The organism is Pseudomonas sp. S5F11, from assembly GCF_019641515.1.
Classification (GTDB): Bacteria; Pseudomonadota; Gammaproteobacteria; order Pseudomonadales; family Pseudomonadaceae; genus Aquipseudomonas; species Aquipseudomonas rhodesiae.
In genome coordinates this window covers 2212139-2237673 of sequence record NZ_JAIFJZ010000001.1, presented here as the reverse complement: position 1 = coordinate 2237673, position 25535 = coordinate 2212139, and the positions used below count along the sequence as shown (strand labels likewise).

The following is a 25535-nucleotide window of genomic DNA, read 5'->3' as shown; positions in this document are numbered from 1 at the left end:
GAGGCCATATGACACAGGGATTCACCCCGGTCGTTGAGTTCTACGGTGCCAATGCGGCATTGCTTAACCAACGGTTGATGCACTGGAGCCATACCGATGCCGCCGGTATCCAGACCGACCGACTGGAACTCACGCTCAATACCGAGGGCCTGGAAGGGTTGCCGAGCTTGAGCGGCAAGATCGGCATGCGGGTCGGCTATCAGGAGTCGGGCCTGGTGGAGAAGGGCGAATTCGTCATCACGCAGCGAACCCCGGTGCTGTTTCCGATGCGCTTGATGATCGTCGCCACCGCCGCACCTTTCAGTGCTGCGGACCCCAGCCATTACCGGCAGCGTCGCTCCGCCAGTTACGGGCCTACCACCCTGGGCGCGCTGTTTCGTCAGTTAGTCAGCCGGCATGGCTATTCACCCCGGGTGGCACCGGCGCTGGAAGGCATTCCGATTCCCCATATCGATCAATCCAACGAAAGCGACATGGCGTTTATCACGCGCCTGGCCAATCGCTATAGCGCCATCACAAAACCGATCAACGAACTGTATGTATTGGCGGAAGCCGGCAAGGTTCACTCCCTTTCCGGCCAGCCTCTGCCGGATGTGACGTTATCCGTGACCCAGGACAACCGGCCCGGTGACCAAGCGTTCATCACAGCCAAGCTCGACGAACAATCGCGCTCTAAGTACATGGGGTGCCGTGTGACCTGGTGGGATGCCGCCGGGGGCAAACAGCACGTCGTGCAAGTCGGCATTGCGCCGTTCAAAACCTTGCGCCAACGCTGCCAGAACGAAGCCGAAGCCCGCGCTGTGGCCGAAGGCGAACTGCGGCGCGTGGGCCGTGAAGGTTTGAAATTACAGATCGATTGTCCAGGCAACCCGCTGCTCGCCGCTGAAGGGTTGCTGCTGCTGGATGAGAGCTGGCCGTCCTATATGCAAGGGCGCTGGTCGATCACCCAAGTGACCCATGTGGGTGACCCGACGACGGGGTATCGCAGTTCGATTGTGGCGGGCGGGTTGTCGATCTAGACCTTCTTACAGAGTAGAAACCATGCTGATTACGCTTGCCCAGCTTGTCCACATCATGCCAGCAGCCCGCCTCGTAGCGGGTGTTTTTTTGCCCGCCATAAATGCGGCGATGGAACGGTACGCTATCGACACCCCCCAACGCATCGCTGCCTTTCTCGCTCAGATCGCTCACGAATCCGGCGAGCTGCAATACCTGCGCGAATTGGGCAGCCACCAATACCTGAGCAAATACGACACCGGCACCTTGGCTGCGCGCCTGGGCAATACGCCCGAAGCGGACGGTGACGGTCAGAAGTATCGGGGCAGGGGGCTCATCCAGGTTACCGGCCGTCGAAACTATATGACGTGCAGTCGGGCGCTATTCGGCGACGATCGCCTGTTGGCACAGCCTGAACTGCTTGAGCAGTCCCGGTGGGCGTGTGAGTCGGCGGCTTGGTATTGGGCAAGCAATGGTCTGAACGCGTTGGCCGACAAGGATCAATTCACCACGATTACGCGCCGCATCAATGGTGGGCTCAATGGCCTGGAGCAGCGCATGCAGCTGTGGGCGCGGGCGAAGGCAGTGTTATGCGGTTCTTAACGTCCTACCGTTTGCTCGGCTATTTCCTGCTGGTGGCGATGGCGGCGGGGCTGGCCTGGCAGGTGCAGGTCTGGCGGTATGAGGCGCAGATCCAACGGTTGGCGACGATACATGCCCGGGAGCTCGATCAACAACACCAGTTGGCCGTGCGTCAACAACAGGCCGAACACGACAAGCGACTGGCCCTGGAGCAGAAGCTCAGCGCCAACGATCAACAACACGCGCAGGAGTTAAGCGATGCACAACGTCATCAGGCTGCTTTGCGTGATCGCCTGGCCACTGCTGATGTGCGGTTGTCAGTCCTTCTCGACACCCGCGACCCCGCCAACGGTAGTGCAGTGCCAGCCCCCACCACCGCCAGCGGCCTGGTTCATGCAGCCCCGCGAGCCCGACTTGACCCGGCGCATGCTCAGCGAATTATCGCCATCACCGACGACGGCGATAACGCCCTGATTGCCTTACGAGCGTGCCAGGCCTACGTGCAAACCATCGCCCGTTAGCATCTTGATGCAGCCTGTGGCTTGCGTGCGCGATCGGCTCCTGTAGGGTAGGCGAACGCCCGCCCACTCCAGGAGACGACCGTGAACGAGATCACTCAACTTGCCGCTGAACTGGGCCGCCGCCTGCAGGTGCTCAATGCACATGTCACTACGGCAGAGTCCTGTACAGGTGGCGGCATTGCCGAGGCTATTACGCGGATTCCCGGCAGTTCAGCCTGGTTCGAGGCCGGTTATGTCACCTACTCCAACCGGCAGAAGACTCGACAGTTGAATGTTCCCGACGAGCTGTTTGCCAAAGTAGGGGCCGTGAGTCAGGAAGTGGTGGAGGCGATGGTGCGCGGCGCCCAGGAGAAAAGTCTGGCGCGATTCGCCGTCGCGGTCAGTGGCGTGGCAGGGCCGGATGGTGGTTCGCCGGAAAAACCGGTGGGTACCGTTTGGCTGGCGTTCGGCGTGGGGGATGAGGTTACGGCGCAGCGCGAGCACTTCAAGGGCAACCGTGACGAGGTCCGCCGACAAACGGTCAAGGCCGCGCTGGACGGCTTGTTGCGACGAGCTGCAGTAGAAATAGAAAAACAGGGGTAGGCGATCTCCGATCTTTGTGGAACAATACTGTCTACTTATACAGGTGTTGGCCGTCAGGCCTTATTGATTACGTGAGGACTTTAATGGACGACAACAAGAAGAAAGCCTTGGCTGCGGCCCTGGGTCAGATCGAACGTCAATTCGGCAAGGGTGCCGTAATGCGTATGGGCGATCACGACCGTCAGGCGATCCCGGCTATTTCCACTGGCTCTCTGGGTCTGGACATCGCACTCGGCATTGGCGGCCTGCCAAAAGGCCGTATCGTTGAAATCTATGGTCCTGAATCTTCCGGTAAAACCACCCTGACTCTGTCGGTGATTGCCCAGGCTCAAAAAATGGGCGCCACCTGCGCGTTCGTCGATGCCGAACACGCCCTGGATCCAGAATACGCCGGCAAGCTGGGCGTCAACGTTGACGACCTGCTGGTTTCCCAGCCGGACACCGGTGAGCAGGCCCTGGAAATCACCGACATGCTGGTGCGCTCCAATGCCATCGACGTGATCGTGGTCGACTCCGTGGCGGCCCTGGTACCCAAGGCTGAAATCGAAGGCGAAATGGGTGACATGCACGTGGGTCTGCAAGCCCGTCTGATGTCCCAGGCGCTGCGTAAAATCACCGGTAACATCAAGAACGCCAACTGCCTGGTGATCTTCATCAACCAGATCCGTATGAAGATCGGTGTGATGTTCGGTAGCCCGGAAACCACCACAGGTGGTAACGCGTTGAAGTTCTACGCTTCGGTCCGTCTGGATATCCGCCGTACTGGCGCAGTGAAGGAAGGCGACGAGGTTGTCGGTAGCGAAACCCGCGTCAAAGTGGTGAAGAACAAGGTAGCTCCACCTTTCCGTCAGGCCGAATTCCAGATTCTCTACGGCAAGGGCATCTACCTGAACGGCGAGATGATCGACCTGGGCGTGTTGCACGGCTTCGTCGAGAAATCCGGCGCCTGGTATGCCTACAACGGCAGCAAGATCGGTCAGGGCAAGGCCAACTCGGCCAAGTTCCTGGCGGATAATCCTGATATCGCCGCTGCGCTTGAGAAGCAAATTCGCGACAAGCTGCTGACTGCCGCGCCAGACGTGAAAGCTGCCGCCAACCGTGAACCGGTTGACGAGATGGAAGAAGCCGACACCGACATCTGAAGCAAACGATGACTGTTGTACTGGATACACTCGTCGCCGTTAGGCGCACTGCAATGGACCTGCTCGCTCGCCGCGAGCATGGTCGAGTCGAACTGACGCGTAAATTGCGCCAGCGCGGCGCAGAGCCCGAGATGATCGAAGCCGCCCTCGACCGTTTGACGGAGGAGGGCCTGCTTTCCGAATCCCGTTACCTGGAAAGTTTTGTTTCCTACCGAGCCCGGTCCGGCTATGGTCCTGCACGAATTCGCGAAGAACTGAGCCAGCGCGGTTTGCAGCGTAGCGATATCGATCTTGCTTTGCGTGAGTGCGGTATCAACTGGCAGTCGCAACTGGAGGATACCTGGCGTCGCAAGTTCTCTGGTCATCTGCCGATTGATGCCAAGGAACGTGCGAAACAAGGTCGATTCCTGAGCTATCGCGGGTTCTCAATGGATATGATCAGCCGTTTGCTCAGCGGTCGAGAGATGGACGACTGAGTAACGCAGATTCGTTCCGGCGAACGGCTACATAACCCCTGGCCGCTCAATACGATCTCCCAATACAGCCGAAAAGGCCCGCTATGAAGATAGCGGGCCTTTTTGCGTTTCTGAATTCACGCTGGCTCCGGTGTCACTCGCTGCTGCGCCGTGCCCTGGGCATGGGCCCAGTTCTCTGGCAGGTTGATGTAGTCCACCAACTCTCGCAAACGGCCTTGATCTCGCCCGTTGAAATTGAACACCAATCGCGTCAAATGGCTGAATTTCGGCTCATCATGTTCCTCCCCGGTGTAAGTCAGTTGCTGGAACTCGCCACTCAAACGCAGGCTGGCGAATTCAGTCTGCAGATGCGCCAAGGCCTGTTCGCTGAGCGGATGGTTCATGCGCATTACAAACTCCCGTTTGAGCCAGCGTGTGGAGTGGAAGTTGGCGTAGAACTGATTGATTTCGTCCACGGCCTCTTCAGCGCTGTACACCAACCGAACCAGCTTGAGATCGGTCGGCAGAATGTAGCGATTGGCCTCCAACTGATTGCGGATAAAGTCCAAAGCGCCTTGCCAGAACCCACCGCCGGGCGCATCCAGCAACACCACCGGCACCAGCGGGCTCTTGCCGGTCTGGATCAGCGTTAATACTTCCAGCGCTTCGTCCAGGGTGCCGAAACCGCCTGGGCATAACACCAGCGCATCGGCTTCTTTGACGAAGAACAGTTTGCGGGTAAAGAAGAAGTGGAAGGACAGCAGGTTTTCAGTGCCATCGATGGTGGGGTTGGCGTGCTGTTCAAACGGTAAGGTGATATTGAACCCCAGGCTATGCTCCAGGCCAGCACCCTCGTGTGCTGCCGCCATGATGCCGCCGCCACCGCCAGTGATCACCATCAGATCGGAGCGCGCCAAGGCGGTGCCCACCTCGCGAGCCAAGGCATATAACGGGCTTTCTACCGGAGTGCGTGCCGAGCCGAATACGGTGACCTTGCGTCGCCCCTTGAACTGTTCCAGAACCCGGAACGAGTGGTCCAATTCGCGGATGGCCTGTAGGGTTATTTTGGCGTTCCAACGGTCGCGGTCGTCTTGGGCCATGCGCAGCACGGTAAGGATCATGTCGCGATACAGGGGGCTGTTCGGGCTGTTGGGGGCGATCTGTTGGAGCTGAGCTTCGACTTGCTGTGTGAGCTCGGGCCCGTGTTCTTCAAAATGTCGTATCAAGCTGTCATTCGGTTGGTAAGGCATTCAACGTCTCCTTATTCACAGAGGTTGGGCCGGCGGCGAGTGATCGTCCGGCGGTCACGACACTGCATGTGTCGCTGCATGCCTTAGGCATTGCACCTGTTTGCCAGTCGGCAAAGCGCGCTCTGTATGTTCCTAGTGATTTAAAAACCTCTGCACTGCAAGTCGCAGTAGGGAAACCCTCTTGTGCCCTGAAAATGTTACAGGACGGTATGGAAACCGTTACGCAAGGGTGTTTGAGATGACTCGATCATGGGCCGAAAAAGCCTTGGCTGGCAACCGCTTATTGGTTGATCAGAGGGGGGCTGGCGGGAAACAATTGCAAAGGGGGAGTACGCGCCACGGGACCGCAGCGCGGGGATAAAGCCGAATTTACTTTTTCTTCTTCGTCGGGGCTGGGCAGTCCGCTTCTGCGAACTTCACCGATGCCACAGGGCGGTTGCTCTTGTTCTCGGTGATTTCATAGCGCATCACGGCGCCCTTGGCCATCAGCTCGCGGTAGCCTGGGTTGGTGCAGACGCTGCGGCCCAATTGGAAGTAGACAGCCTTGGGGTTGGCGCGCATCTGTTCGGCACGGTCGGGCAGCACACTCAGGTGGTCGATCAGCTGCATACCTTCAACGGTGTAGGCCACTTCCAGGGTTTTTTCGTCGATTTCTCGCGGCAGGCCTTTATTGCTCTCGGCGGCAACGCTTTGCAGCTTCTTGTTCATTTGCGCCTCCAGCAGCGAGGCAGCGTGGGCGCCCATGGGCAAAACCAGCGCAAGCGCGACGGATGGGGCGACAAGACGCAGCATGGAACGCAGCATGAAATTCTCCTGATTCGGTTACAGGTGCATAGACCCGCCACTGCGCTGTGCGTTCAGTGGCGCGCGATTATAGGTGAGGCCTTGCCGCTACAGCCAGGCGTATCGCTGGTAAACTGCGGCCACTTCAACCGATCTTGAGTGACCCCGTGTCGATTTTCCCGTTTCTACGGCGCATGCGATGAGCCACGCCGTCTCCCGCCTGCGCACTCAGCGCCTGGCGCGCGCCATCAAACCTTTCGTCAATCGCGGCTCCCGCGCTGAGCGTTGCCCCGGCTGCCGGGTCATTCCCGAATATTGCCTGTGCGCCTGGCGACCCAAGGTCGCAGCCAGGTCCGCCATGTGCCTGTTGATGCATGATGTTGAGCCGATGAAGCCCAGCAATACCGGCTGGCTGATCGCCGATGTGATCGATGACACCACGGCGTTCGCGTGGTCGCGTACCGAGGTCGATGCAGGGTTGCTCACCTTGTTGGCCGATCCGCAGTGGCAGCCCTATATCGTGTTTCCCGGCGAGTTCGTGGCGCCGGAGCGTGTCGTCAGTGCCGTCACGGTGGAGGAGGGCAAGCGTCCGTTGTTCATCTTGTTGGACGGCACCTGGAGCGAGGCGCGCAAGATGTTCCGCAAGAGCCCTTACTTGGAACATCTGCCGGTGTTGAGCCTGGCGCCTGAGCAACTGTCACGCTATAAGCTGCGCCGCTCCAAACGCGATGATCACTTTTGCACCGCCGAAGTTGCGGCCCTGTGCCTGGAGTTGGCTGACGATGGCGCCGCCAGTGAAGTCTTGGACGCCTACCTCGATGTATTCAGTACCCACTACCTGGCGGCCAAGTTTCAGTTGCCACTGGACCTGGCGGACCCTGTTCACGCGCGCCTTGCGCCCTATATACCGGAGCTTTAGCCAGACGACGTTTGCATGATGGCACCTTATCCCTGCAACCCGCTAAAATGCCCGTGGGCGTAGTGCTTGACCCCCCAGGCTACGCTGGGCATGCTGGGCGCCGATTGAGGTGCCAGCATGGATTATCGACGTCGTTTCACGTCGAGCACGCCCTCTGGCGATGGCTGCCTGGCCACCGCCTTGTGCATTGGTGAACCCTGAACCCATCGGGGCTCCCATAAAAACAGGATCATTTAATCAATGGCCACATACGAAATCCTGATAGCCGACGACCACCCGCTGTTTCGCAGTGCGTTGCGTCAAGCGGTGACGCTGGGCCTAGGCCCGGATGTCCGCCTGGTCGAAGTGGCCAGTATTGCTGAGCTGGAAACCCATCTGACCGACAAAACCGACTGGGATCTTGTGCTGCTCGACCTGAACATGCCGGGCGCATACGGTTTCTCCGGGCTGGTGCTGCTACGCGGACAGTACCCACAGATTCCAGTGGTGATGGTCTCTGCCCAAGAAGAGGCCGATGTGGTGGTGCGCTCAAGAGAGTTTGGCGCCAGTGGATTTATTCCCAAGTCTAGCTCCATGGAGCAGATTCAAGCCGCAGTGCGTGCCGTTCTGGATGGTGACGTCTCGTGGCCCCCGCAAGCCTCGGAAACCATCAATGTCTCTGCCGAGGCCAAGGCCGCACAGGAGGGCCTAGCCAGCCTGACACCCCAACAGTTCCGGGTCTTGACCATGGTCTGTGAAGGTTTGTTGAACAAGCAAATTGCCTACGAGCTGAAAGTCTCGGAAGCCACAATCAAGGCCCATGTCACGGCGATTTTCCGCAAACTGAACGTGCGTACGCGCACCCAGGCGGCCTTGCTTTTGCAACAACTTGAGTCAATTACGCAGCATTAAGCCGTTTTCGATTCACGCTTTTTTGACTTCGCGTGATCTAGTTTCCCCACTCCTTTGGTTCAGTTGCTTACATCTATGTCGCCTTTCAAGGGTCAAACCGGTATCAAACGTATCTTCAATGCTGGGGGATATTCCCTGGATGGCCTGCGCGCGGCATTCACCGGGGAGGCGGCGTTCCGTCAGTTGGTGTTGCTCAATGTGATCCTGATCCCGTTGAGCTTTTTTCTGAGCGTCAGCCGCGTCGAGCGTGCGTTGCTGATCGCCGTGTGCCTGCTGGCGCTGATCGTCGAGCTGCTCAATTCGGCGGTGGAAGCGGCGATCGATCGCATCTCTCTGGACCGTCATCCCTTGTCGAAAAACGCCAAGGACATGGGCAGCGCCGCGCAATTCGTGGCCCTGACCATGATCACCCTGGTGTGGGCCGTCATCCTGATTTAAACCTCAGGCAATGGTCGGCAGCACGATTTCGTCGCTGCGTTGCACGCCGGCCGTGAACGCGCGACAGAGTTCCAGGAACTCGCGCATCGCTGAGGTCTGGTATTTCTGCTTGTGCCAGATGAAGTAGAACTGCCGCATAAGGTCCAGATCCGGCGTTTCCACCGGCACCAGGCTGCCACGGCGAAACGCATCGCGCAGCGCCAGCCGTGAGATGCAGCCAATGCCCAGTCCGGACTCCACCGCTCGCTTGATCGCCTCGGTGTGTTCCAGTTCGAGGCGAATATTCAGCGCGCTGCGGTGATGGCGCATGGCTTGGTCAAACGTCAGGCGCGTGCCGGAGCCTTGTTCACGCAGGATCCACGCCTCATGGGTCAACTCGTCCATGCTCGCCATGCCGCGTCTGGCCAGGGGGTGCTGCGGCGCGCAAAACACCACGAGTTCGTCCTCTACCCAAGTCTGCACCTCGATATCCGGGTGGCTGCAGTCGCCTTCGATTAGACCCAGGTCAATTTCGTAATGCGCGACTTGGTGCACGATATGCGCAGTGTTTTGCACATGCAGTTTCACCTGACTCTCGGGGTGTTGTTGCATGAAGCTGCCGATCAGCAAGGTCGCCAGGTAGTTGCCGATGGTCAGGGTGGCACCGACCGCCAGGGAACCGAAGCCGGACTTGCCGTTGAGCAGGTCTTCGATCTCCTTGGCCTGGTCCAGCAGCGCCACCGCCTGGGGTAACAGTTGATGGCCGAGAGCGTTGAGACTCAGGCGTTTACCGGCGCGGTCGAATAATTGGCAGCTGGATTGACGCTCAAGCTCCGTGATCGAAGTGCTGGCGGCGGATTGGGATAAGGCCAGCAGGCCAGCAGCGCGCGAAACGCTTTCCTGCTGGGCGACGGCGACGAAGACTTGCAGTTGACGGAGAGTAAATCGCATATCGATATAACCGATAACCCTTATCTTAATAATTCAGTTAACAGATATTGTCGCCGCCATTAGAATGCGCTGCAATTGCGCGCTTCACATTTAGTGCAGACCCATTTCCAGGAGTCCCCCGTACATGAGCAACATGAACCACGAGCGTGTCCTCAGTGTTCATCACTGGAACGACACTCTGTTCAGCTTCAAGTGCACCCGCGATCCGGGCTTGCGCTTCGAGAACGGTCAGTTCGTGATGATCGGCCTGCAACAGCCCAACGGCCGCCCGCTCATGCGCGCTTACTCCATTGCCAGCCCGAACTGGGAAGAGCATCTGGAGTTCTTCAGCATCAAGGTGCCGGATGGTCCGCTGACCTCCCAATTGCAGCACCTGAAGGAAGGCGACGAAATCATCATCAGCAAGAAACCGACAGGCACCCTGGTGCTTGACGACTTGAAGCCCGGCAAACACCTGTACCTGCTCAGCACCGGCACTGGCCTGGCGCCATTTATGAGCGTGATCCAGGACCCGGAAACCTATGAGCGTTTCGAAAAAGTGATCCTGTGCCACGGCGTGCGCTACGTCAACGAAGTCGCCTACCGCGAGTTCATCACCGAGCACCTGCCGCAGAACGAGTTCTTCGGCGAGGCCGTGCGTGAGAAGCTGATCTACTACCCAACCGTGACCCGCGAGCCCTTCGAAAATCAAGGTCGCCTGACCGACCTGATGCGCAGTGGCAAACTGTTCAGCGATATCGGCCTGCCGCCGATCAATCCAGAGGACGACCGCGCCATGCTGTGCGGCAGCCCAAGCATGCTGGACGAGACCAGCGAAGTGCTCAACAGCTTCGGCCTGAAAGTTTCGCCGCGCATGCGTGAGCCGGGCGACTATCTGATCGAGCGCGCATTCGTCGAGAAGTAACCGCGGTAAAAAAATGTGGGAGGGGGCTTACCCCCTCCCACATTTCGTTTGCGCCTTATTCAGTTAGCGGGCACCACTTCCAATACGCAAATCACCCCCGCTTCGGGATAGTGCCAGCGCACATCCACATCCCAGAAGCGCACCCCGTATTCACGTTCTGGCCCCGGTGTCTGGTAGGCCGGGCGCGGGTCCTGAGCCAAACACTGATCGATCAGCTCAACCAATGGTTCCCCAAGGCGCTGGGCGTGGCCTTGTGCTTGCTGCAGCGCCGTCTTCAGCCACTGCACGGCAATCAACGGCGGCGCAGCGCTGGCGATGTCATTGGTGGCCGTGTCGATGATGTCGGCGTAGGGCACATAGGGCTTGATATCCAGTACGGGGGTGCCATCCAGCAAATCGATCCCGGAAATCCACAAGCGCCCGGGCTCCACCTTGTCCAGTTTCACCACCGACTGGCCGATGCCATTGGGTCGATGGGTTGCGCGGGTGGCAAACACCCCCATGGACGCATTGCCACCCAGGCGCGGCGGGCGCACCTTCAGGCGCGGCTTGTCTTCCAGGGCCTGGTGGAACAGAAACAGCAACCACACATGGCTGACCTGCTCCAAGCCTTGTACCGCCTCGCCCTGATCGAACGGTGCCACCAGTTCCACCACACCCCGGGCCGCTGGCGCCAGTTGCGGCTGGCGCGGAATGGCGAACTTCTCCTTGAAGCAGGAACGCACGAAGCCCACGGGTGAGACCGGGTAATTCATGGCTTAGGCACGCACCCGCAACGTCAGCCCCTTGAGGAAGTTACGCAGCAGCTGGTCGCCGCATGGGCGGTAATTGGTGTGGCCGAACTTGCGGAACAGCGCGCTCAGTTCCGGTTTGGATACTGGGAAATCGGCTGACTTGAGAATGGCGTGCATGTCGTCTTCCTTCAGTTCGAAGGCGACGCGCAGCTTCTTGAGAATGATGTTGTTGGTCACCGGGGTTTCGATCGGCTGGGGTGGGCGGCTTTCGTCTTTGCCGCGCTTGAAGATCACCAGGCCATCGAGAAAGTGCGCCATGACCTCGTCCGGGCAGAACACGAAGCCTTCTTCTTCGTCCTTTTTGAGGTAGGTCAGCAGGTCATCCTTGGTGATGTCCATGCCGCCGAGCTTGGTGATCTCGACCATTTTGTTGTCGCTGATGTCGAGCATGTAGCGCACGCTGCGCAATACGTCGTTGTGAATCATGGTGGGCAATCCTGGTTTCAACGGTGGACAACGCCCAGTGGGGCGCTGTCGAAAAAAAGGAGCGGCTTAGAATTTCTCTTTGCCGGACAAGTAACGCCATTGGCCTACGGGCACCTTGCCGATGGACACACCGCCGATGCGGATACGGCGAATCGCCACGACTTTCAGGCCGACCGCTTCGCAGAACAATGCGATTACCCCGGGTTGCGGGTTTTTCAGCGCAAAGCGCAGGCGGTTTTCGTTCTGCCAGCTGGCTTTGACGGGCGGCAGTTCCTTGCCTTTGTAGGTCAGGCCGTGGTTCAGGCGATTGAGGCCGTGGGCAACCATCTCGCCTTCCACCTCAACCACGTATTCCTGCTCGATCTTGGCGGCATCGGCGGTCAACTTGCGCAGAATCTTCCAATCCTGGGTAAACACCAGCAGGCCGCTGGCCTTGGCTTGCAGGTCGGCGCTGGCGCTCAGGCGCAGGAAGTGGCCCTTGAGCGGGCGCTTGCCGAAGCGATGTTCGTCCGACAGGGTTTCGGCGCTGATCGACGCCATCGCCGTGTCGGCATCCACGCCGGCCGGGGCGTGCAGCAGGATGGTCACGGGCTCCGGCGCAGTGGCCTTGGCTTCGGGGTCGAGTTCGACCTTTTGGGTGGTGACCTTGAACTGCGGTTCGTCGATCACTTCACCGTCCACCGAGACCCAGCCGCCTTCGATAAACAGCTCGGCCTCCCGACGGGAGCAACCGACCAGTTCGATAAGGCGTTTGGAGAGGCGTATGGGGTCAGTCATGACAAGGGCCGTAACAAAAGGGGGCGGCTATTGTACCTGCCTGGCGCCGGTTAATCCCGACCCCATTTCATTTAGCCCTGACGCGCCTGTGACGGCAGCTGGCGCAAACGCATGCGCAACAACGGATAAGGCTTGCCCAGGCCGTCGTGCTCCGTGCGTCCGATCACCTCGAAACCCTGCTTGAGGTAAAAACCCAGGGCCTGGGGGTTCTGTTCGTTGACTTCCAACTCATCGGCGTTCATGCACTCCACCGCGTAGCGCAGCAACTGTCGGCCCAAGCCCTGGCCACGGTATTGCGGGTCGATGAACAGCATCTCCACTTTGCCCGCCGCGACCCCGGCAAATCCGGTAATGCGCTGGCGGGCGTCTTTTGTGCAGATCAGCATCACGGCATCCAGGTAGCGGGTCAGCACCAGATCCTTGAGTAACACGATGTAGCTGTCCGGCAGGAAGTCGTGGGTGGCGCGCACCGAAGCTTCCCAGATGCGCACCAGCTCCGGGTAATCGCTGCTCTTAGGTGTGTGAATGACCGAATGCTGCCTCATGCCCGCTGCCCCTTGCCGATATCTGCATTGTTGGGCCAAACGATAGACCGAAAAAAGCCCCGCATCTTGTCCAGAAGCAGGGCTTTTCCAGTTTTTAACGATCAGGCGCGCTTTTCGGCCCACAGGTCGTATTCGTCGGCGTCGGTCACGGTGCACCAGACCTTGTCGCCTGGCTTCAAGCCGCTGGCGTCGTCGATAAATACGTTACCGTCGATCTCCGGCGCATCGAAGAAGCAACGGCCCACGGCGCCTTGTTCGTCGACTTCGTCGATCAACACTTCGATTTCCTTGCCGATGCGCAGTTGCAGGCGCGCCGAGCTGATGGCCTGCTGATGGGCCATGAAGCGTTCCCAACGGTCCTGCTTGACGTCGTCCGGCACCACGGCCAGGTCCAACAGGTTGGCCGGAGCACCTTCAACCGGTGAGTACTGGAAGCAGCCAACGCGGTCCAACTGGGCTTCGGTCAGCCAGTCCAGCAGGTACTGGAAGTCTTCTTCGGTTTCGCCGGGGAAGCCGACGATAAAGGTGGAGCGGATGATCAGCTCGGGGCAGATCTGGCGCCAGTTTTTGATGCGCGCCAGGGTCTTGTCTTCGAAGGCCGGGCGTTTCATGGCCTTGAGCACTTTCGGGCTGGCGTGCTGGAACGGGATGTCCAGGTACGGCAGGATCTTGCCGGCGGCCATCAGCGGGATCAGCTCGTCCACATGCGGGTACGGATAAACATAGTGCAGGCGCACCCACACACCCAGGCTGCTGAGGGCTTCGCAGAGTTCGGTCATGCGGGTCTTCACCGGCGCGCCGTTCCAGAAACCGGTGCGGTATTTCACATCGACGCCGTAGGCGCTGGTGTCCTGGGAGATCACCAGCAGCTCTTTCACGCCGGATTTGACCAGGCGTTGGGCCTCGTCTAGCACGTCACCCACCGGGCGGCTCACCAGCTTGCCGCGCATCGACGGGATGATGCAGAAGCTGCAGCTGTGGTTGCAGCCTTCGGAAATCTTCAGGTAGGCGTAGTGGCGCGGGGTCAGCTTGATGCCTTGTGGTGGCACCAGGTCGATCAGCGGGTTGTGATCCTGACGTGGCGGCACCACCTCGTGCACGGCGTTAACCACTTGCTCATATTGCTGCGGACCGGTCACCGCCAGCACGCTGGGGTGCACGTCGCGAATATTGCCTTCTTCCACGCCCATGCAGCCGGTCACGATGACCTTGCCGTTTTCCTTGATGGCTTCGCCGATCACTTCCAGCGACTCCGCCTTGGCCGAGTCGATAAAGCCACAGGTATTGACCACCACCACGTCCGCGTCCTGATAAGTGGACACCACGTCATAACCTTCCATGCGCAGTTGGGTCAGGATGCGCTCGGAATCGACCAGGGCCTTGGGGCAACCCAGGGATACAAAGCCGACCTTGGGGTTGGCCGTTGCGGGAGTGGTGGACATGTCTAACCTCGGTATTGAATGACGCCGCCGCCGTGAAGGGCAGGGCAGCGGACGGGCGCTGGGCGCGCCTCTGATCAAAAAGTGCGCAATTCTAGCGATGGGCAACGCACTTGACCAGCTTTATGCAGGGAAATACGACGAGCGCTGCGCTATGCTTCGCGCCGTTGCGCATGGGTAAAACCCGTGGGTCAATAAAACGTCTGTTACGAGAAGTAAAACAGCGCATGCTAGGGTTCGCTTAGACGCGCTGTTTATATAAGACCTCAGGTCAAAGGGCAGGAGTGGTTGATGGGTCAGGCAAGTAGTCAGGCAACAGGTGCCGAGCATTCAAACGCCAAGCCGATTGGCATGCTGGTGGCGGCGGTCGGGGTGGTGTATGGCGATATCGGCACCAGCCCGCTCTATACCCTCAAAGAGGTGTTCAACGGCGGTTATGGGGTTCAGGTCAACCACGATGGCGTGCTGGGGATTCTGGCGCTGATTTTCTGGTCGCTGATCTGGGTCGTGTCGATCAAGTACATGCTGTTCGTACTTCGTGCCGACAACCAGGGCGAAGGCGGCATTATGGCCCTAACCGCGCTGGCGCGGCGGGCGGCGGGGGAGCGCAGGAAGCTGCGCAGTTTCCTGGTGGTCTGTGGTCTTTGCGGGGCGGCGTTGTTCTACGGCGACAGCATGATCACCCCGGCGATTTCCGTATTGTCGGCCGTGGAAGGTCTGGAACTGGCGTTCGATGGCCTGGAAAAATGGGTGGTACCGATTGCCCTGGTGGTGTTGGTAGCGCTGTTTCTGATCCAGAAGCACGGCACCGACCATATCGGCAAACTGTTCGGGCCGGTGATGGTGACCTGGTTTCTGGTGCTGGGCGGCCTGGGTGTGTACGGCATCACCCTGCACCCTGAGGTGCTGCATGCCTTGAACCCGATCTGGGCCGTGCGTTTCTTCGAGGCCCACCCTGGCATTGGCGTGGCGATCCTTGGCGCGGTGGTGCTGGCGTTGACCGGTGCCGAAGCGTTGTACGCCGACATGGGGCACTTCGGACGCAAGCCGATTGCCCGTGCGTGGTTCATGCTGGTGCTGCCGGCACTGGTGCTTAACTACTTCGGTCAGGGCGCGATGCTATTGGGCGACCCCGAAGCCGCGCGTAACCCGTTCTACTTGCTGGCACCGAGTTGGGCGCTGATCCCGCTGGTGGTGTTGTCCACCCTGGCCACGGTAATTGCGTCCCAGGCAGTGATTTCCGGTGCGTTCTCCTTGACGCGCCAAGCGATCCAGCTTGGTTACATCCCGCGCATGCACATCCAACACACCTCCAGTGCCGAACAGGGCCAGATCTACATTGGCGCGGTGAACTGGTCGCTGATGGTCGGCGTGATTCTGCTGGTACTGGGCTTCGAATCCTCCAATGCCTTGGCCTCGGCCTACGGCGTGGCTGTAACCGGCACCATGCTGATGACCACTATCCTGGTGTCGGCGGTCATGCTGCTGCTGTGGAAATGGCCGCCGGTGCTGGCTGTGCCGGTGCTGGTCTGCTGCCTGTTGGTCGACGGTCTGTACTTCGCCGCCAACGTGCCGAAGATCATCCAGGGCGGGGCCTTCCCGGTACTGGCGGGGATCGTGCTGTTCGTACTGATGACGACGTGGAAACGCGGCAAGCAATTGCTGGTGGACCGCCTCGATGAAGGCGGCCTGCCGTTGCCGATCTTTATCAGCAGTATCCGCGTACAGCCGCCCCACCGGGTGCAGGGCACGGCGGTGTTTCTCACCGCGCGCCCCGACGCTGTGCCCCATGCGCTGTTGCACAACCTGCTGCACAACCAGGTGCTGCATGAGCAAGTGGTGCTGCTGACCGTGGTGTACGAAGACATCCCACGGGTGCCCGCCACCCGGCGGTTCGAGGTGGACTCCTACGGTGAAGGCTTCTTCCGGGTCATCCTGCACTTCGGTTTCACCGACGAGCCGGACGTGCCCGAAGCGCTGAAGCTGTGCCATCTGGACGATCTGGATTTCAGCCCGATGCGCACCACCTACTTCCTCAGCCGTGAAACGGTGATCGCCTCGCGTATCAAAGGCATGGCGCGCTGGCGCGAAGGGCTGTTCGCGTTCATGTTGAAAAACGCCAACGGTAACCTGCGCTTCTTCAAACTCCCGGTAAACCGGGTGATCGAGCTGGGCACCCAGGTCGAAATGTAAGCACGCGCTGCACGGGGGCCGGCAATCGGCTCCCGCTTTGTGCTGAACCCTGTGCAATCGCGCGTTGTCGACTAGGCTCTAAGCACGGTTTGAATAGTGCCCACAGAACCCAGAAGAGGTGCGCCATGAGTCAGCTGCTCGAATCCTATACCCTGCGCCAATTGACCCTGCCCAATCGCATTGCCGTTTCGCCGATGTGCCAGTACTCCAGCGTAGATGGCTTGGCCAACGACTGGCACCTGGTGCACCTCGGCAGCCGTGCTGTGGGCGGCGCCGGTCTGATCTTCACCGAAGCCACCGCTGTGACCGCCGATGGCCGTATCACCGCCCAGGACCTGGGGCTGTGGAACGATCAACAGATCGAGCCGCTGCAACGCATTACGCGCTTTATTGCGGCCCAAGGGGCGGTTGCCGGTATTCAACTGGCCCATGCCGGGCGCAAGGCCAGCACCCACCGCCCGTGGCTCGGCAAGCATGGCAGCGTCAAGCCCGAAGACGGCGGCTGGGTGCCGGTCGGCCCTTCGCCGATTGCCTTCGACCCGCTGCACACCCAACCCAAACAGCTGGATGAGGAACAGATCCAGCAGGTGGTTGCCGACTTCGTCGCGGCCGCCAAACGCGCCTTGACCGCCGGTTTCAAGGTAGTGGAGATCCACGCGGCCCATGGCTATTTGCTGCACCAGTTTCTGTCGCCACTGAGCAATCAACGTCAGGACCAGTACGGGGGCTCGTTCCAGAATCGCATTCGATTGGTGTTGCAAGTGACCGAAGCCGTGCGCGACGTCTGGCCTCAAGAACTGCCACTGTTCGTGCGCGTATCTGCCACCGACTGGGTGGAAGACGGCTGGAACCCGGATGAAACCGTGGAACTGGCGCGCCGCCTCAAAGCGATCGGGGTGGATTTGATCGACGTCTCGTCCGGCGGCACCGCCGCCAACGCCGAGATCCCCACCGGCCCGGGTTACCAGACCCGTTTCGCCGAGCGGGTGCGCAAAGAGTCAGAAATTGCCACCGGCACCGTCGGCATGATCACCGAGCCGGCGCAGGCCGAGCACATCCTGCGTACCTGTCAGGCCGACATCATCTTCCTGGCCCGTGAACTGCTGCGCGATCCGTACTGGCCGTTGCATGCCGACGACGACCTGGGCGGGCGCAAGGCGATCTGGCCGGCGCAGTATCAACGAGCAACCCATCGCGATCAGCCAATCCATGAGTCCGACTTGAGGGATTAGCCGTCGCGACAATAAGCAACCCACCCTGATCCGGTGGGTTTTTTATTGCCCTGAGTATGGGAAATACCTGTAGGCCTTTGTTACCGAAGAAATTTTTTAAGTGAATGCTCTAAAAAAATCCCACGCGCGATCAGAATGTTTCTACGCTTACGGTAAGCCTGATTTCTGGCCCAGGAAATCAGGCAGCTTGCCCACTGAGGCATTGCGCTTCACGGGACGCAGGTGATGGGCGCCAGGAGTATTTGATTGTTATCAGGAGAAGCAGTCCATGGCCAAGTCCTATGGTGTAGCGGGTATGGTGGCGTCATTTCTGACCCGCAGGGTGGCGTTGCGAGGTCGAAGGCTGAGTTCGGATGAAGAGGCGTTGTTGGCGCAGTACCGCGCCCTGACCGAGGACGACCAGGTGGCGATGCGGTACTTGATTGGAGCGATGAAAAGCGTGTCGCGATTCTGAATCGCGGTTCAATCATGGGGGAGCGAACGCTCCCCCATGGTGCATCAGGTGTACTTGCGTTGGTCCGGTGCTGGCGGGAAGTACTGATACAACCAGGTTTCGCTCAAGGTGCGGTCCTGGGTGCGGATAAACAATCGCAGCTCCACCGGTTCCACGCTGTCGCTGGTCGGGTACCAGTCGAACAGAATGCGGTAGCCCTTGATGTTATCCAGTACCAGCACGCTGAAGTCCTTCACCTCGCCGTGGGAACAGGTCACCACCGGTTCGATCCCGGTGCCCTCCGGCAAGCGGTCCAGGCCGCCCCCCTTGAAGTCCACCGCGAAGCGGCGCGCCCACACCGGCGGGTAATGCTCGCCCGGTGCCCAGCCTTCGGTAAAACCGCCCATGCCGGAACGGGTAGCATCCACTTGCGCTAATGGCGTGCTTACCGGTGGCAGGGCGCTCCAGTACAGCTTGTAGCCGTAGTTGAGCGAATCGCCGGCGGCCACGGGGTTTTTCGGGGTCCAGAAGGCGACGATGTTGTCCAGGGTTTCGCCGGTGGTGGGGATTTCTAGCAGGTCGATGGAGCCTTCGCCCCAAGCGGTGGTCGGCTCCACCCACAGGCTTGGGCGTTTGCTGTACCAGTCCACAGTGTCCTGATAGCTGGCGAATTCGTGGTCGGTCTGCACCAGCCCGAAGCCTTTCGGGTCGGTGTCGGCGAACGCATTGAATTGCAGCTTGGCTGGGTTATTCAGAGGGCGGCAGACCCACTCGCCATTGCCGCGCCACATGGCCAGGCGGTCCGAGTCGTGGATCTGCGGGTGGATGGTGTCGCACATGCGGCGCTCGTGGGTGCCGCAGCTGAACATGCTGGTCATCGGTGCGATGCCCAATTGTTCGATGGCCGTGCGCGCATTGATATGCGCGTCAATAGCCATCACCACCTGGTTGGCCTGGCAGTCGATATCGAAGCGGTAGGCACCAGTGGCGCTCGGCGAGTCGAGCAGGGCATAGACCACGAAGCGGGTAGCGTTCTTATCCGGGGTTTCGAACCAGAACTGCGTGAAATCTGGGAATTCTTCGCGTTTTTTCGCGTAGGTGTCGATTGCCAGGCCACGCGCGGACAGGCCGTACTGGCCAGTGGAATCCACCGCGCGGAAATAGCTGGCGCCGAGAAACGACAGCACATCATGACGGTCCAGCTCCGGCGCCTTGAACAGTTTGAAGCCGGAGAAACCCAGGTCGCCGGTCAGTTGCTTGGTGTCGACCGTAGTTTTTTCATAGTTGAACAGCGAAGGGCGGAAATGCACCTCACGGGCTTCGCGGGTCTTAGGGTCGACGCTGTGCATGCGCACCGGCGTCTTGAAGCCCATGCCGACGTGGAAGAACTGCACGTCCAGCTGGCCGTTCAGCTCTTTCCACAGCGAATGGTTGCGGTCGTAGCCGATGGCGTTGAAATTCTGCGGGGTCATGCTCGCCAGGGTCGGCGGCAGCACCTGTTTGGTGTCTTTGTAGGCGGTTGCGGCCAGTTGTTTGGCCTGGGCCTTGAGCGATTCGAAGTCGAACGCCACGGCTTTCCCATCGGCGGCGCGGTTCCCGGCCCATGCTTGGGCGGCGAGCAGGCCACTGGCCGACAGACCGGTATAAGCCGCAATGGCCATGGACGCTTTGAGCAAATTCCTACGATGCATAGAGACAACCTGTCGTGAGCAAATCCCGCGCCGTTCCTGGCACGTGCTGGATCAGAAAGTACGGTTCGGACATGCCTTCGGCCAAACGCAACGAACATTAAACAGACGCCGGATAGCTTAAGCGGTTCGATGGTGTAGGAAAAATGATTGATGGCGGGGTGATAGCATTGCAAGTGCGACAAGACATTTCCGGGGCTGTGGGGCAACCACATTACTCACGAATTATGAAGCTCCAATGTGGGAGAGGGCTTGCTCCCGATAGCGGTGCATCAGCCAACTATTTCAGTGCTGACCCACTGCTATCGGGGGCGAGCCCCCTCCCACAAACAGTTTTGTATTGCCTGTCAGAGGTGTGTTTCAGGCCACTTCGCCCACGGCTCGGTACGCCTCGTCGATCGCCGCATGCGCGTACGCACTCCAGGCCGCGTCCGAGTTGGCGATGCTCACATGCCCCAACGGTTTGCGCGCCAGGTTCATCAGCGCTTCACTTTCGTCGGCGTCATCGAACAGGCTGTTGGAAAAATACGCATAGCCATGGGACCAGCGATTCACGGTGATCGCCAGGATATCCGTCTCATGGTTGAACCCGCCCGGGCCTAGCATGCGTTGCAGTTGGTCACGTAATTGCGCTTCCAGTTGCTCGAATGTCTGCCCATACAACCGGCCGCGTCCGGCGCGGGCCTGGTCGCGGGCGTTCATGCCGCTGTTGGGGCTGGTGGGCACGTAGACCATGTGCAAGCCGATGGGCTGCGTCGGGTCGCGCGGGTGGTCGTAGCCGCCCATGCTCACCGGGTAGTCCAGCTTGATGCGGCTGTAAGGCTGGGTAGCTGCGTAGATTTCATGCACGCCCAACTTCTCAAACGCCTGCCAGTTACGAATCACCACCTTGGTGTACACCAAGGGGAATTTCACGTTCTGGCTCAACGCATGGGCCTGGGGCGCGGGCAGGCCCTTGAGCAGGTACGGAATCATCATGTTGTAGCAGGCCAGGATGCAGCGTTTGCCGCGTACTTGTGCGAGTTGGCCGCCTCGGCTGTAGCCGATATGTACGCCGTCGCCGACATTGCGCACACTCACCGCCGTGCTGTTCAAGCGCAGGCGCACCGGCGCCTTGGGTTGGTCGAGCCTGGCATAGTCGAAGGGCGCCAGCACGATATCGTCCATGGTGTGCCCCGGCGCCACCCCCGGAATCAGGCTGCGCACCAAGAGGCGCGCCAGCGACGCGTTGCCGTCCGGGAAGTGGTAGATGTAGGGCTCTTCCATTTCTGCCGCAGCTTCTTCACTGATCGGCGCCAGGTTCATCCCCGCGAAACCAGGGAAACCGACGTTATAAGCGTCGGACGCAGCCACGGCATCAATGCTCAAGGCCATAAAGTCATTGGTGCGGCTCTGGAAGTATTTCACCGCACCTTCCGACAACCCCACGTTCTTGAGCAGGAAGTCCCGGTAGCTGGTGGCCGCCAGATAATCGGCCTTTTCCTCGGCCGTTTTGCCCGGCAAGTAGTCCTTGGGCGCAGTGTGCAGTTCGATCAACGCCTGGCGGTCCGCAGCCGGCAGTGGGAAATCATTGATAAAGTCTTTCAGGGCGCGCCCATGCAGCTGTTCCGGGGCGATATCGTCGGCCACCATCGGCGTCGGGTCGCCGGTCACCAGTTTGTCTTCGCCGAAGTTTTCCTTGTCGAAAAATACCCCGCGCGACAGCCCCAGGCTGGGGTAGAACGGGCGGTCGAAGGCGGTTTCGAAGCGCTTGATATTCACCCCGAGCTTTTTCAACAAACCGTTCACTTGCTCGCTGAACAGGTGGGTGGGCGACTGGAAGGCTTCGCTGCCGCCATAGCCGATGATCATGCGGCCGCCGGCCTGGAACTCATTGCGTTTGGCATGGCCGCCGAAATCGTCATGGTTTTCCAGGATCAGGATTTTCGCCTTGGGGTGCTTCTCACGGTAGAACCACGCCGCCGCCAGACCGCTCAGGCCACCGCCGACCACCACCAGGTCATAGTCCTCGGTGATCGGCAAGGTATCGGTGTCAAAGACCTTCTTTTCCCAGCCCATCTGATGCGCCACTTCGAACGAACCGACATGACTGCCGCGCAGGCCGGTGAGGGCGGGTGGGTAATAGCGACCGTCGGGGGCGGCCTGGAGAATCTGCAGCGGCGTGATGCCGGCAGCAATGGTGATGGCGACGCCGTTGAGGAAGTCGCGGCGGGTGATGTCCATGGGGGATCCTGAAAATTATTGTTATTAGCCCCCCTGCAAGCGCCTGCTTGCAGGGGGGCGGCGAATCAATGCTTGAACATCACATGCCGGACCGTGGTGTAGTCCTCCAGCCCATACATGGACATGTCTTTGCCATACCCCGACAGTTTCTGACCGCCGTGGGGCATTTCGCTGACAAGCATGAAATGGGTGTTCACCCAGGTGCAGCCGTATTGCAAGCGTGCGGCCAGGCGATGGGCGCGTCCTACGTCGGCCGTCCACACGGATGACGCAAGGCCATAGTCCGAATCGTTGGCCCAACCCAGCACCTGGGCTTCATCCGAGAATTTGGTAACCGACACCACCGGCCCGAACACCTCGCGGCGCACGATTTCGTCGTCTTGCTGGGCGTCGGCCAGCACGGTCGGTTCAAAGAAGAACCCGTTGCCTTCTACGGCCTTGCCGCCGGTGATCAGCCGGATATGCGGTTGCGCCACGGCACGTTCGACAAACCCGGCCACGCGGTCGCGATGTTGCGCGGTGATCAATGGCCCCAGCTCGGTGCTCGGGTCATCCTGCAAACCGTACTTGATACTGGCGACCGCCGCGCCGAGTTTCTCGACAAATGCGTCGTAGATGTCCGCCTGGGCATAGATACGGCACGCCGCCGTGCAGTCCTGGCCGGCGTTGTAGAAACCGAAGGTGCGGATGCCTTCCACGGCAGCGTCGATGTCCGCGTCGTTGAAGATAATCACCGGTGCCTTGCCGCCCAGCTCCATGTGCATGCGCTTCACGCTGTCGGCGGTGTTGGCGATGATGTTCGCGCCGGTGGCGATCGAACCGGTCAGCGACACCATGCGCACTTTCGGGTGCTGCACCAGCGGGCTGCCTACGGTCGGGCCGCGGCCAAATACCAGGTTGAGCACGCCGGCCGGGAAGATTTCCGACGCCAGTTCCACCATGCGCAATGCCGTCAGTGGGGTTTGTTCCGACGGTTTGAGCACCACGGTATTACCGGCGGCCAGGGCCGGGGCGATTTTCCAGGCGACCATCATCAGCGGGTAGTTCCACGGTGCGATGGACGCGATCACGCCCACAGGATCGCGGCGGATCATTGAGGTATGGCCGGGCAAGTACTCGCCGCCGGCAGAACCGCTCATGCAGCGACTGGCACCGGCAAAGAAGCGGAACACGTCGGCAATCGCCGGGATCTCGTCATTCAGCGCGGCGCTGTAGGGTTTGCCGCAGTTGTCCGACTCCAGCTTGGCCAGTTCTTCACCGTGGGCTTCGATGGCGTCCGCCAATTTGAGCAGCAACAGCGAGCGGTCTTTGGGCGCGGTTTGCGACCAGCTTTCGAACGCGGCATCGGCGGCGCGCACGGCGGCGTCGACCTGGGCTTCGCTGGCTTCGTTGATTTCCACCAGCACACGGCCCAGGGCCGGGTTGAACACCGCTTGTGCCGGGCCTTCGCCTTGTAGCAGTTGGCCGTTGATCAACAGTTTGGTTTGCATGATTGAGTCCTCCAAAAAACGCGTGTTATTTCCCTGAAGAAACCGGATTTAAATGTGGGAGGGGGCTTGCCCCCGATGCCAGTGGTTCAGTGACAGCTGTGTTGGCTGTCACACCGCTATCGGGGGCAAGCCCCCTCCCACATTTGAACCGCGTTCCTTCAGTGGCAAGTTATTTACCGCCGCTCCCCGCCACGCTTTCACCGCCGCGGGTCAAGTAATAGGCGCCCAGGATCGGGAACATCGTCACCAGCATCACCAGCATCGCCACCACGTTGGTCACCGGCACATCCCGTGGCCGGCTCAGCTGGTTGAGCAGCCACAGCGGCAAGGTGCGCTCATGCCCGGCGGTGAAGGTGGTGACGATGATTTCGTCGAACGACAGCGCAAACGCGAGCATGCCGCCGGCCAGCAGCGCCGAGCCCAGGTTGGGCATGATGATGTAGCGGAAGGTCTGCCAGCCGTCGGCGCCCAGGTCCATCGACGCCTCGATCAGGCTGTGGGAGGTGCGGCGCAAGCGGGCGATGACGTTGTTGTAGACGATCACCACACAAAAGGTGGCGTGGCCGACGATGATGGTGAACATCCCCGGCTCGATGCCCAGGGTCTTGAACGTTGCCAGCAACGCGATACCGGTGATGATCCCCGGCAATGCAATCGGCAGGATCAGCATCAGCGACACGCCCTGTTTGCCGAAGAACTCACGCCGGTACAGCGCCGCGGAAGCCAGTGTGCCGAGCACCATAGCGATCAGGGTGGCGATGGCGGCGATCTGCAGCGACAACTTGATCGCTTCCAATACGTCGGGCCGTGCGAACGCCACGCTGAACCACTTCAGGGTGAAGCCCTGGGGCGGGAAGCTGAACGCCGCTTCTTCGGTGTTGAAGGCGTAGAGGAAGATGATCAGGATCGGGAAGTGCAGGAACACCAGGCCGCCCCAGGCGGCTATGCGCAAACCGAGAGATGCTTTTTCAGAGTGCATCGAAGGCCCCCAGGCGTTTGACGATGGACAGGTAAATCGCGATCAGCACGATCGGCACCAGGGTGAACGCCGCCGCCATGGGCATATTGCCGATGGCGCCTTGCTGGGCGTACACCATGCCGCCGACGAAGTAGCCCGGCGGGCCCACCAGTTGCGGCACGATAAAGTCGCCCAGGGTCAGCGAGAACGTGAAGATCGATCCGGCGGCGATCCCCGGCACCGACAGCGGCAAAATCACCTGCATAAAGGTCTGGCGCGGCTTGGCCCCCAGGTCGGCGGAGGCTTGCAGCAGCGACGGCGGCAAACGCTCCAGGGACGCTTGGATCGGCAGGATCATGAACGGCAGCCAGATATAGACGAACACCATGAACCTTCCCAGATGCGAGGTGCTCAAGGTGCTGCCGCCCACGCCAGGAATGCCCAGCACAAAGTGCAGCAGCGGCTCCAACCCCAGGTGCTGCACAAACCACTGCGCCACGCCGCCCTTGGCCAGCAGCAAGGTCCAGGCGTAAGCCTTGACGATGTAACTGGCCCACATCGGCATCATCACGGCGATATAGAAAAACGCCTTGGTTTTGCCAGTGGTGTAGCGCGCCATGTAATAGGCAATCGGGAAGGCGACGATGGCGCTGGCGATCGACACCACGATCGCCATGCTCAGCGTGCGCAGGATGATGTCGAAATTCGACGGCTGGAACAGCGCGGCGAAGTTGGCCAGGGTCAGGTCCGGGGTGACCGCCATGGTGAAGTCGTCGAAGGTGTAGAAGCCTTGCCATAGCAAGGTCAGCAACGAGCCCAGGTAGATAGCGCCGAACCAGATCAGCGGCGGCACCAGCAGCATCGCCAGGTATAGGTTGGGCTTGCGGTACAGCAGGTTGGAAAACCTGCGCATCGGCGGTTGTTGGGAAAGGGCTAGGCTCATG

Annotated in this window: 26 protein-coding genes; 13 read left to right on the top strand and 13 right to left on the bottom strand. The window is 60.1% G+C overall.

Annotated elements, in window-relative coordinates; translation table 11 throughout:
• Positions 1–8 precede the first annotated feature (8 nt).
• The 6 genes from K1567_RS09955 to recX all read left to right on the top strand — a co-directional run bounded on the left by K1567_RS09955 (position 9) and on the right by recX (position 4299).
• The gene (locus K1567_RS09955; protein ID WP_034096162.1) at positions 9–1019 is read left to right on the top strand and encodes a contractile injection system protein, VgrG/Pvc8 family; all 1011 of its coding nucleotides are present in this window, start codon (positions 9–11) and stop codon (positions 1017–1019) included.
• Positions 1020–1041: 22 nt separating this feature from the next.
• A complete protein-coding gene (locus K1567_RS09950) occupies positions 1042–1599 on the top strand; it encodes a glycoside hydrolase family 19 protein (RefSeq protein WP_220698416.1) in 558 nt (185 codons plus the stop codon).
• A complete protein-coding gene (locus K1567_RS09945; protein WP_034112077.1) occupies positions 1587–2099 on the top strand; it encodes a lysis system i-spanin subunit Rz in 513 nt (170 codons plus the stop codon). Before K1567_RS09950 ends, K1567_RS09945 begins: the two co-directional genes overlap by 13 nt.
• 81 nt (positions 2100–2180) lie before the next feature.
• On the top strand, positions 2181–2681 hold the full coding sequence (locus K1567_RS09940) for a CinA family protein (protein WP_220698415.1): 501 nt from the start codon (positions 2181–2183) through the stop codon (positions 2679–2681).
• Positions 2682–2764: 83 nt separating this feature from the next.
• Complete coding sequence (gene recA, locus K1567_RS09935; protein ID WP_034096166.1) at positions 2765–3823, top strand: recombinase RecA; 1059 nt, start codon at positions 2765–2767, stop codon at positions 3821–3823.
• An 8-nt stretch (positions 3824–3831) separates the two neighbouring features.
• On the top strand, positions 3832–4299 hold the full coding sequence (gene recX / locus K1567_RS09930; protein ID WP_167416410.1) for a recombination regulator RecX: 468 nt from the start codon (positions 3832–3834) through the stop codon (positions 4297–4299).
• Positions 4300–4415: 116 nt separating this feature from the next.
• Here the strand turns inward: recX and K1567_RS09925 are convergent, their stop codons facing one another.
• Together K1567_RS09925 and K1567_RS09920 are read right to left on the bottom strand one after the other, a co-directional pair.
• Positions 4416–5528, bottom strand: a complete 1113-nt coding sequence (locus K1567_RS09925) for a TIGR00730 family Rossman fold protein (RefSeq protein ID WP_034096168.1) — start codon at positions 5526–5528, stop codon at positions 4416–4418.
• Positions 5529–5897: 369 nt separating this feature from the next.
• Positions 5898–6332, bottom strand: a complete 435-nt coding sequence (locus tag K1567_RS09920) for a PA3611 family quorum-sensing-regulated virulence factor (RefSeq protein WP_034096169.1) — start codon at positions 6330–6332, stop codon at positions 5898–5900.
• 178 nt (positions 6333–6510) lie between these two features.
• Between K1567_RS09920 and K1567_RS09915 the strand changes: the two genes are divergently transcribed.
• The 3 genes from K1567_RS09915 to K1567_RS09905 all read left to right on the top strand — a co-directional run bounded on the left by K1567_RS09915 (position 6511) and on the right by K1567_RS09905 (position 8559).
• Positions 6511–7230 (top strand): tRNA-uridine aminocarboxypropyltransferase, encoded by a 720-nt coding sequence (locus tag K1567_RS09915; protein ID WP_034096170.1) that lies wholly within the window; start codon positions 6511–6513, stop codon positions 7228–7230.
• 240 nt (positions 7231–7470) lie between these two features.
• A complete protein-coding gene (gene erdR / locus K1567_RS09910; protein WP_034096171.1) occupies positions 7471–8121 on the top strand; it encodes a response regulator transcription factor ErdR in 651 nt (216 codons plus the stop codon).
• Between the two features lie 75 nt (positions 8122–8196).
• Positions 8197–8559, top strand: coding sequence for a diacylglycerol kinase (locus K1567_RS09905; protein ID WP_034096172.1), 363 nt, complete (start codon positions 8197–8199; stop codon positions 8557–8559).
• Between the two features lie 3 nt (positions 8560–8562).
• On the opposite strand, the gene K1567_RS09900 is transcribed toward K1567_RS09905, so the two are convergent.
• The gene (locus tag K1567_RS09900) at positions 8563–9489 is read right to left on the bottom strand and encodes a LysR family transcriptional regulator (RefSeq protein ID WP_034096173.1); all 927 of its coding nucleotides are present in this window, start codon (positions 9487–9489) and stop codon (positions 8563–8565) included.
• Between the two features lie 124 nt (positions 9490–9613).
• Between K1567_RS09900 and fpr the strand changes: the two genes are divergently transcribed.
• Positions 9614–10393, top strand: a complete 780-nt coding sequence (gene fpr, locus K1567_RS09895) for a ferredoxin-NADP reductase (RefSeq protein ID WP_034096174.1) — start codon at positions 9614–9616, stop codon at positions 10391–10393.
• A 59-nt stretch (positions 10394–10452) separates the two neighbouring features.
• Here the strand turns inward: fpr and tsaA are convergent, their stop codons facing one another.
• From tsaA to rimO, 5 genes are all read right to left on the bottom strand, one after another.
• Complete coding sequence (tsaA, locus tag K1567_RS09890; protein ID WP_034096175.1) at positions 10453–11148, bottom strand: tRNA (N6-threonylcarbamoyladenosine(37)-N6)-methyltransferase TrmO; 696 nt, start codon at positions 11146–11148, stop codon at positions 10453–10455.
• 3 nt (positions 11149–11151) lie between these two features.
• A complete protein-coding gene (locus K1567_RS09885; protein WP_034096176.1) occupies positions 11152–11613 on the bottom strand; it encodes a DUF1456 family protein in 462 nt (153 codons plus the stop codon).
• 66 nt (positions 11614–11679) lie between these two features.
• Entirely contained in the window at positions 11680–12390 is a 711-nt protein-coding gene (locus K1567_RS09880; protein WP_034096177.1) for an rRNA pseudouridine synthase, read from the bottom strand.
• Between the two features lie 71 nt (positions 12391–12461).
• On the bottom strand, positions 12462–12935 hold the full coding sequence (locus K1567_RS09875; protein ID WP_034096178.1) for a GNAT family N-acetyltransferase: 474 nt from the start codon (positions 12933–12935) through the stop codon (positions 12462–12464).
• Positions 12936–13036: 101 nt separating this feature from the next.
• Positions 13037–14377 carry a 30S ribosomal protein S12 methylthiotransferase RimO gene (rimO, locus tag K1567_RS09870; protein ID WP_034096179.1) on the bottom strand — a complete coding sequence of 447 codons (1341 nt, stop codon included), beginning with the start codon at positions 14375–14377 and terminating at the stop codon, positions 13037–13039.
• Positions 14378–14665: 288 nt separating this feature from the next.
• On the opposite strand from rimO, the gene K1567_RS09865 reads away from it, so the two are divergent.
• The 3 genes from K1567_RS09865 (at position 14666) to K1567_RS09855 (ending at position 18253) form a co-directional block, all read left to right on the top strand.
• On the top strand, positions 14666–16567 hold the full coding sequence (locus tag K1567_RS09865) for a potassium transporter Kup (RefSeq protein WP_034096180.1): 1902 nt from the start codon (positions 14666–14668) through the stop codon (positions 16565–16567).
• Between the two features lie 125 nt (positions 16568–16692).
• Positions 16693–17799, top strand: coding sequence for an NADH:flavin oxidoreductase/NADH oxidase (locus K1567_RS09860; protein ID WP_034096181.1), 1107 nt, complete (start codon positions 16693–16695; stop codon positions 17797–17799).
• 268 nt (positions 17800–18067) lie between these two features.
• A complete protein-coding gene (locus K1567_RS09855) occupies positions 18068–18253 on the top strand; it encodes a hypothetical protein (RefSeq protein WP_034096182.1) in 186 nt (61 codons plus the stop codon).
• 44 nt (positions 18254–18297) lie between these two features.
• Here K1567_RS09855 and K1567_RS09850 read toward each other — a convergent pair whose 3' ends face one another.
• From K1567_RS09850 to K1567_RS09830, 5 genes are all read right to left on the bottom strand, one after another.
• Positions 18298–19923 (bottom strand): glucan biosynthesis protein D, encoded by a 1626-nt coding sequence (locus K1567_RS09850; protein WP_034096183.1) that lies wholly within the window; start codon positions 19921–19923, stop codon positions 18298–18300.
• A gap of 357 nt (positions 19924–20280) precedes the next feature.
• Positions 20281–22143, bottom strand: coding sequence for an FAD/NAD(P)-binding protein (locus K1567_RS09845; RefSeq protein ID WP_099312737.1), 1863 nt, complete (start codon positions 22141–22143; stop codon positions 20281–20283).
• Positions 22144–22208: 65 nt separating this feature from the next.
• Entirely contained in the window at positions 22209–23633 is a 1425-nt protein-coding gene (locus K1567_RS09840; RefSeq protein WP_220698414.1) for a gamma-aminobutyraldehyde dehydrogenase, read from the bottom strand.
• A gap of 169 nt (positions 23634–23802) precedes the next feature.
• On the bottom strand, positions 23803–24612 hold the full coding sequence (locus K1567_RS09835) for an ABC transporter permease (protein ID WP_034096186.1): 810 nt from the start codon (positions 24610–24612) through the stop codon (positions 23803–23805).
• The gene (locus K1567_RS09830; RefSeq protein WP_034096187.1) at positions 24602–25534 is read right to left on the bottom strand and encodes an ABC transporter permease; all 933 of its coding nucleotides are present in this window, start codon (positions 25532–25534) and stop codon (positions 24602–24604) included. Before K1567_RS09830 ends, K1567_RS09835 begins: the two co-directional genes overlap by 11 nt.
• Position 25535 lies beyond the last annotated feature (1 nt).

Excerpts from the sequence above, each read along its gene's own strand:
- recX (WP_167416410.1), top strand. The coding sequence starts at position 3,832 with ATGACTGTTGTACTGGATACACTCGTCGCCGTTAGGCGCACTGCAATG.
- K1567_RS09880 (WP_034096177.1), bottom strand. The coding sequence starts at position 12,390 with ATGACTGACCCCATACGCCTCTCCAAACGCCTTATCGAACTGGTCGGT.
- rimO (WP_034096179.1), bottom strand. The coding sequence starts at position 14,377 with ATGTCCACCACTCCCGCAACGGCCAACCCCAAGGTCGGCTTTGTATCC.
- K1567_RS09920 (WP_034096169.1), bottom strand. The coding sequence starts at position 6,332 with ATGCTGCGTTCCATGCTGCGTCTTGTCGCCCCATCCGTCGCGCTTGCG.
- K1567_RS09950 (WP_220698416.1), top strand. The coding sequence starts at position 1,042 with ATGCTGATTACGCTTGCCCAGCTTGTCCACATCATGCCAGCAGCCCGC.
- K1567_RS09875 (WP_034096178.1), bottom strand. The coding sequence starts at position 12,935 with ATGAGGCAGCATTCGGTCATTCACACACCTAAGAGCAGCGATTACCCG.
- fpr (WP_034096174.1), top strand. The coding sequence starts at position 9,614 with ATGAGCAACATGAACCACGAGCGTGTCCTCAGTGTTCATCACTGGAAC.
- K1567_RS09860 (WP_034096181.1), top strand. The coding sequence starts at position 16,693 with ATGAGTCAGCTGCTCGAATCCTATACCCTGCGCCAATTGACCCTGCCC.
- K1567_RS09865 (WP_034096180.1), top strand. The coding sequence starts at position 14,666 with ATGGGTCAGGCAAGTAGTCAGGCAACAGGTGCCGAGCATTCAAACGCC.
- K1567_RS09905 (WP_034096172.1), top strand. The coding sequence starts at position 8,197 with ATGTCGCCTTTCAAGGGTCAAACCGGTATCAAACGTATCTTCAATGCT.
- K1567_RS09845 (WP_099312737.1), bottom strand. The coding sequence starts at position 22,143 with ATGGACATCACCCGCCGCGACTTCCTCAACGGCGTCGCCATCACCATT.
- K1567_RS09925 (WP_034096168.1), bottom strand. The coding sequence starts at position 5,528 with ATGCCTTACCAACCGAATGACAGCTTGATACGACATTTTGAAGAACAC.
- recA (WP_034096166.1), top strand. The coding sequence starts at position 2,765 with ATGGACGACAACAAGAAGAAAGCCTTGGCTGCGGCCCTGGGTCAGATC.
- tsaA (WP_034096175.1), bottom strand. The coding sequence starts at position 11,148 with ATGAATTACCCGGTCTCACCCGTGGGCTTCGTGCGTTCCTGCTTCAAG.
- K1567_RS09840 (WP_220698414.1), bottom strand. The coding sequence starts at position 23,633 with ATGCAAACCAAACTGTTGATCAACGGCCAACTGCTACAAGGCGAAGGC.
- K1567_RS09885 (WP_034096176.1), bottom strand. The coding sequence starts at position 11,613 with ATGATTCACAACGACGTATTGCGCAGCGTGCGCTACATGCTCGACATC.
- K1567_RS09850 (WP_034096183.1), bottom strand. The coding sequence starts at position 19,923 with ATGCATCGTAGGAATTTGCTCAAAGCGTCCATGGCCATTGCGGCTTAT.
- K1567_RS09835 (WP_034096186.1), bottom strand. The coding sequence starts at position 24,612 with ATGCACTCTGAAAAAGCATCTCTCGGTTTGCGCATAGCCGCCTGGGGC.
- K1567_RS09855 (WP_034096182.1), top strand. The coding sequence starts at position 18,068 with ATGGCCAAGTCCTATGGTGTAGCGGGTATGGTGGCGTCATTTCTGACC.
- K1567_RS09830 (WP_034096187.1), bottom strand. The coding sequence starts at position 25,534 with ATGAGCCTAGCCCTTTCCCAACAACCGCCGATGCGCAGGTTTTCCAAC.
- K1567_RS09945 (WP_034112077.1), top strand. The coding sequence starts at position 1,587 with ATGCGGTTCTTAACGTCCTACCGTTTGCTCGGCTATTTCCTGCTGGTG.
- K1567_RS09915 (WP_034096170.1), top strand. The coding sequence starts at position 6,511 with ATGAGCCACGCCGTCTCCCGCCTGCGCACTCAGCGCCTGGCGCGCGCC.
- K1567_RS09955 (WP_034096162.1), top strand. The coding sequence starts at position 9 with ATGACACAGGGATTCACCCCGGTCGTTGAGTTCTACGGTGCCAATGCG.
- erdR (WP_034096171.1), top strand. The coding sequence starts at position 7,471 with ATGGCCACATACGAAATCCTGATAGCCGACGACCACCCGCTGTTTCGC.
- K1567_RS09900 (WP_034096173.1), bottom strand. The coding sequence starts at position 9,489 with ATGCGATTTACTCTCCGTCAACTGCAAGTCTTCGTCGCCGTCGCCCAG.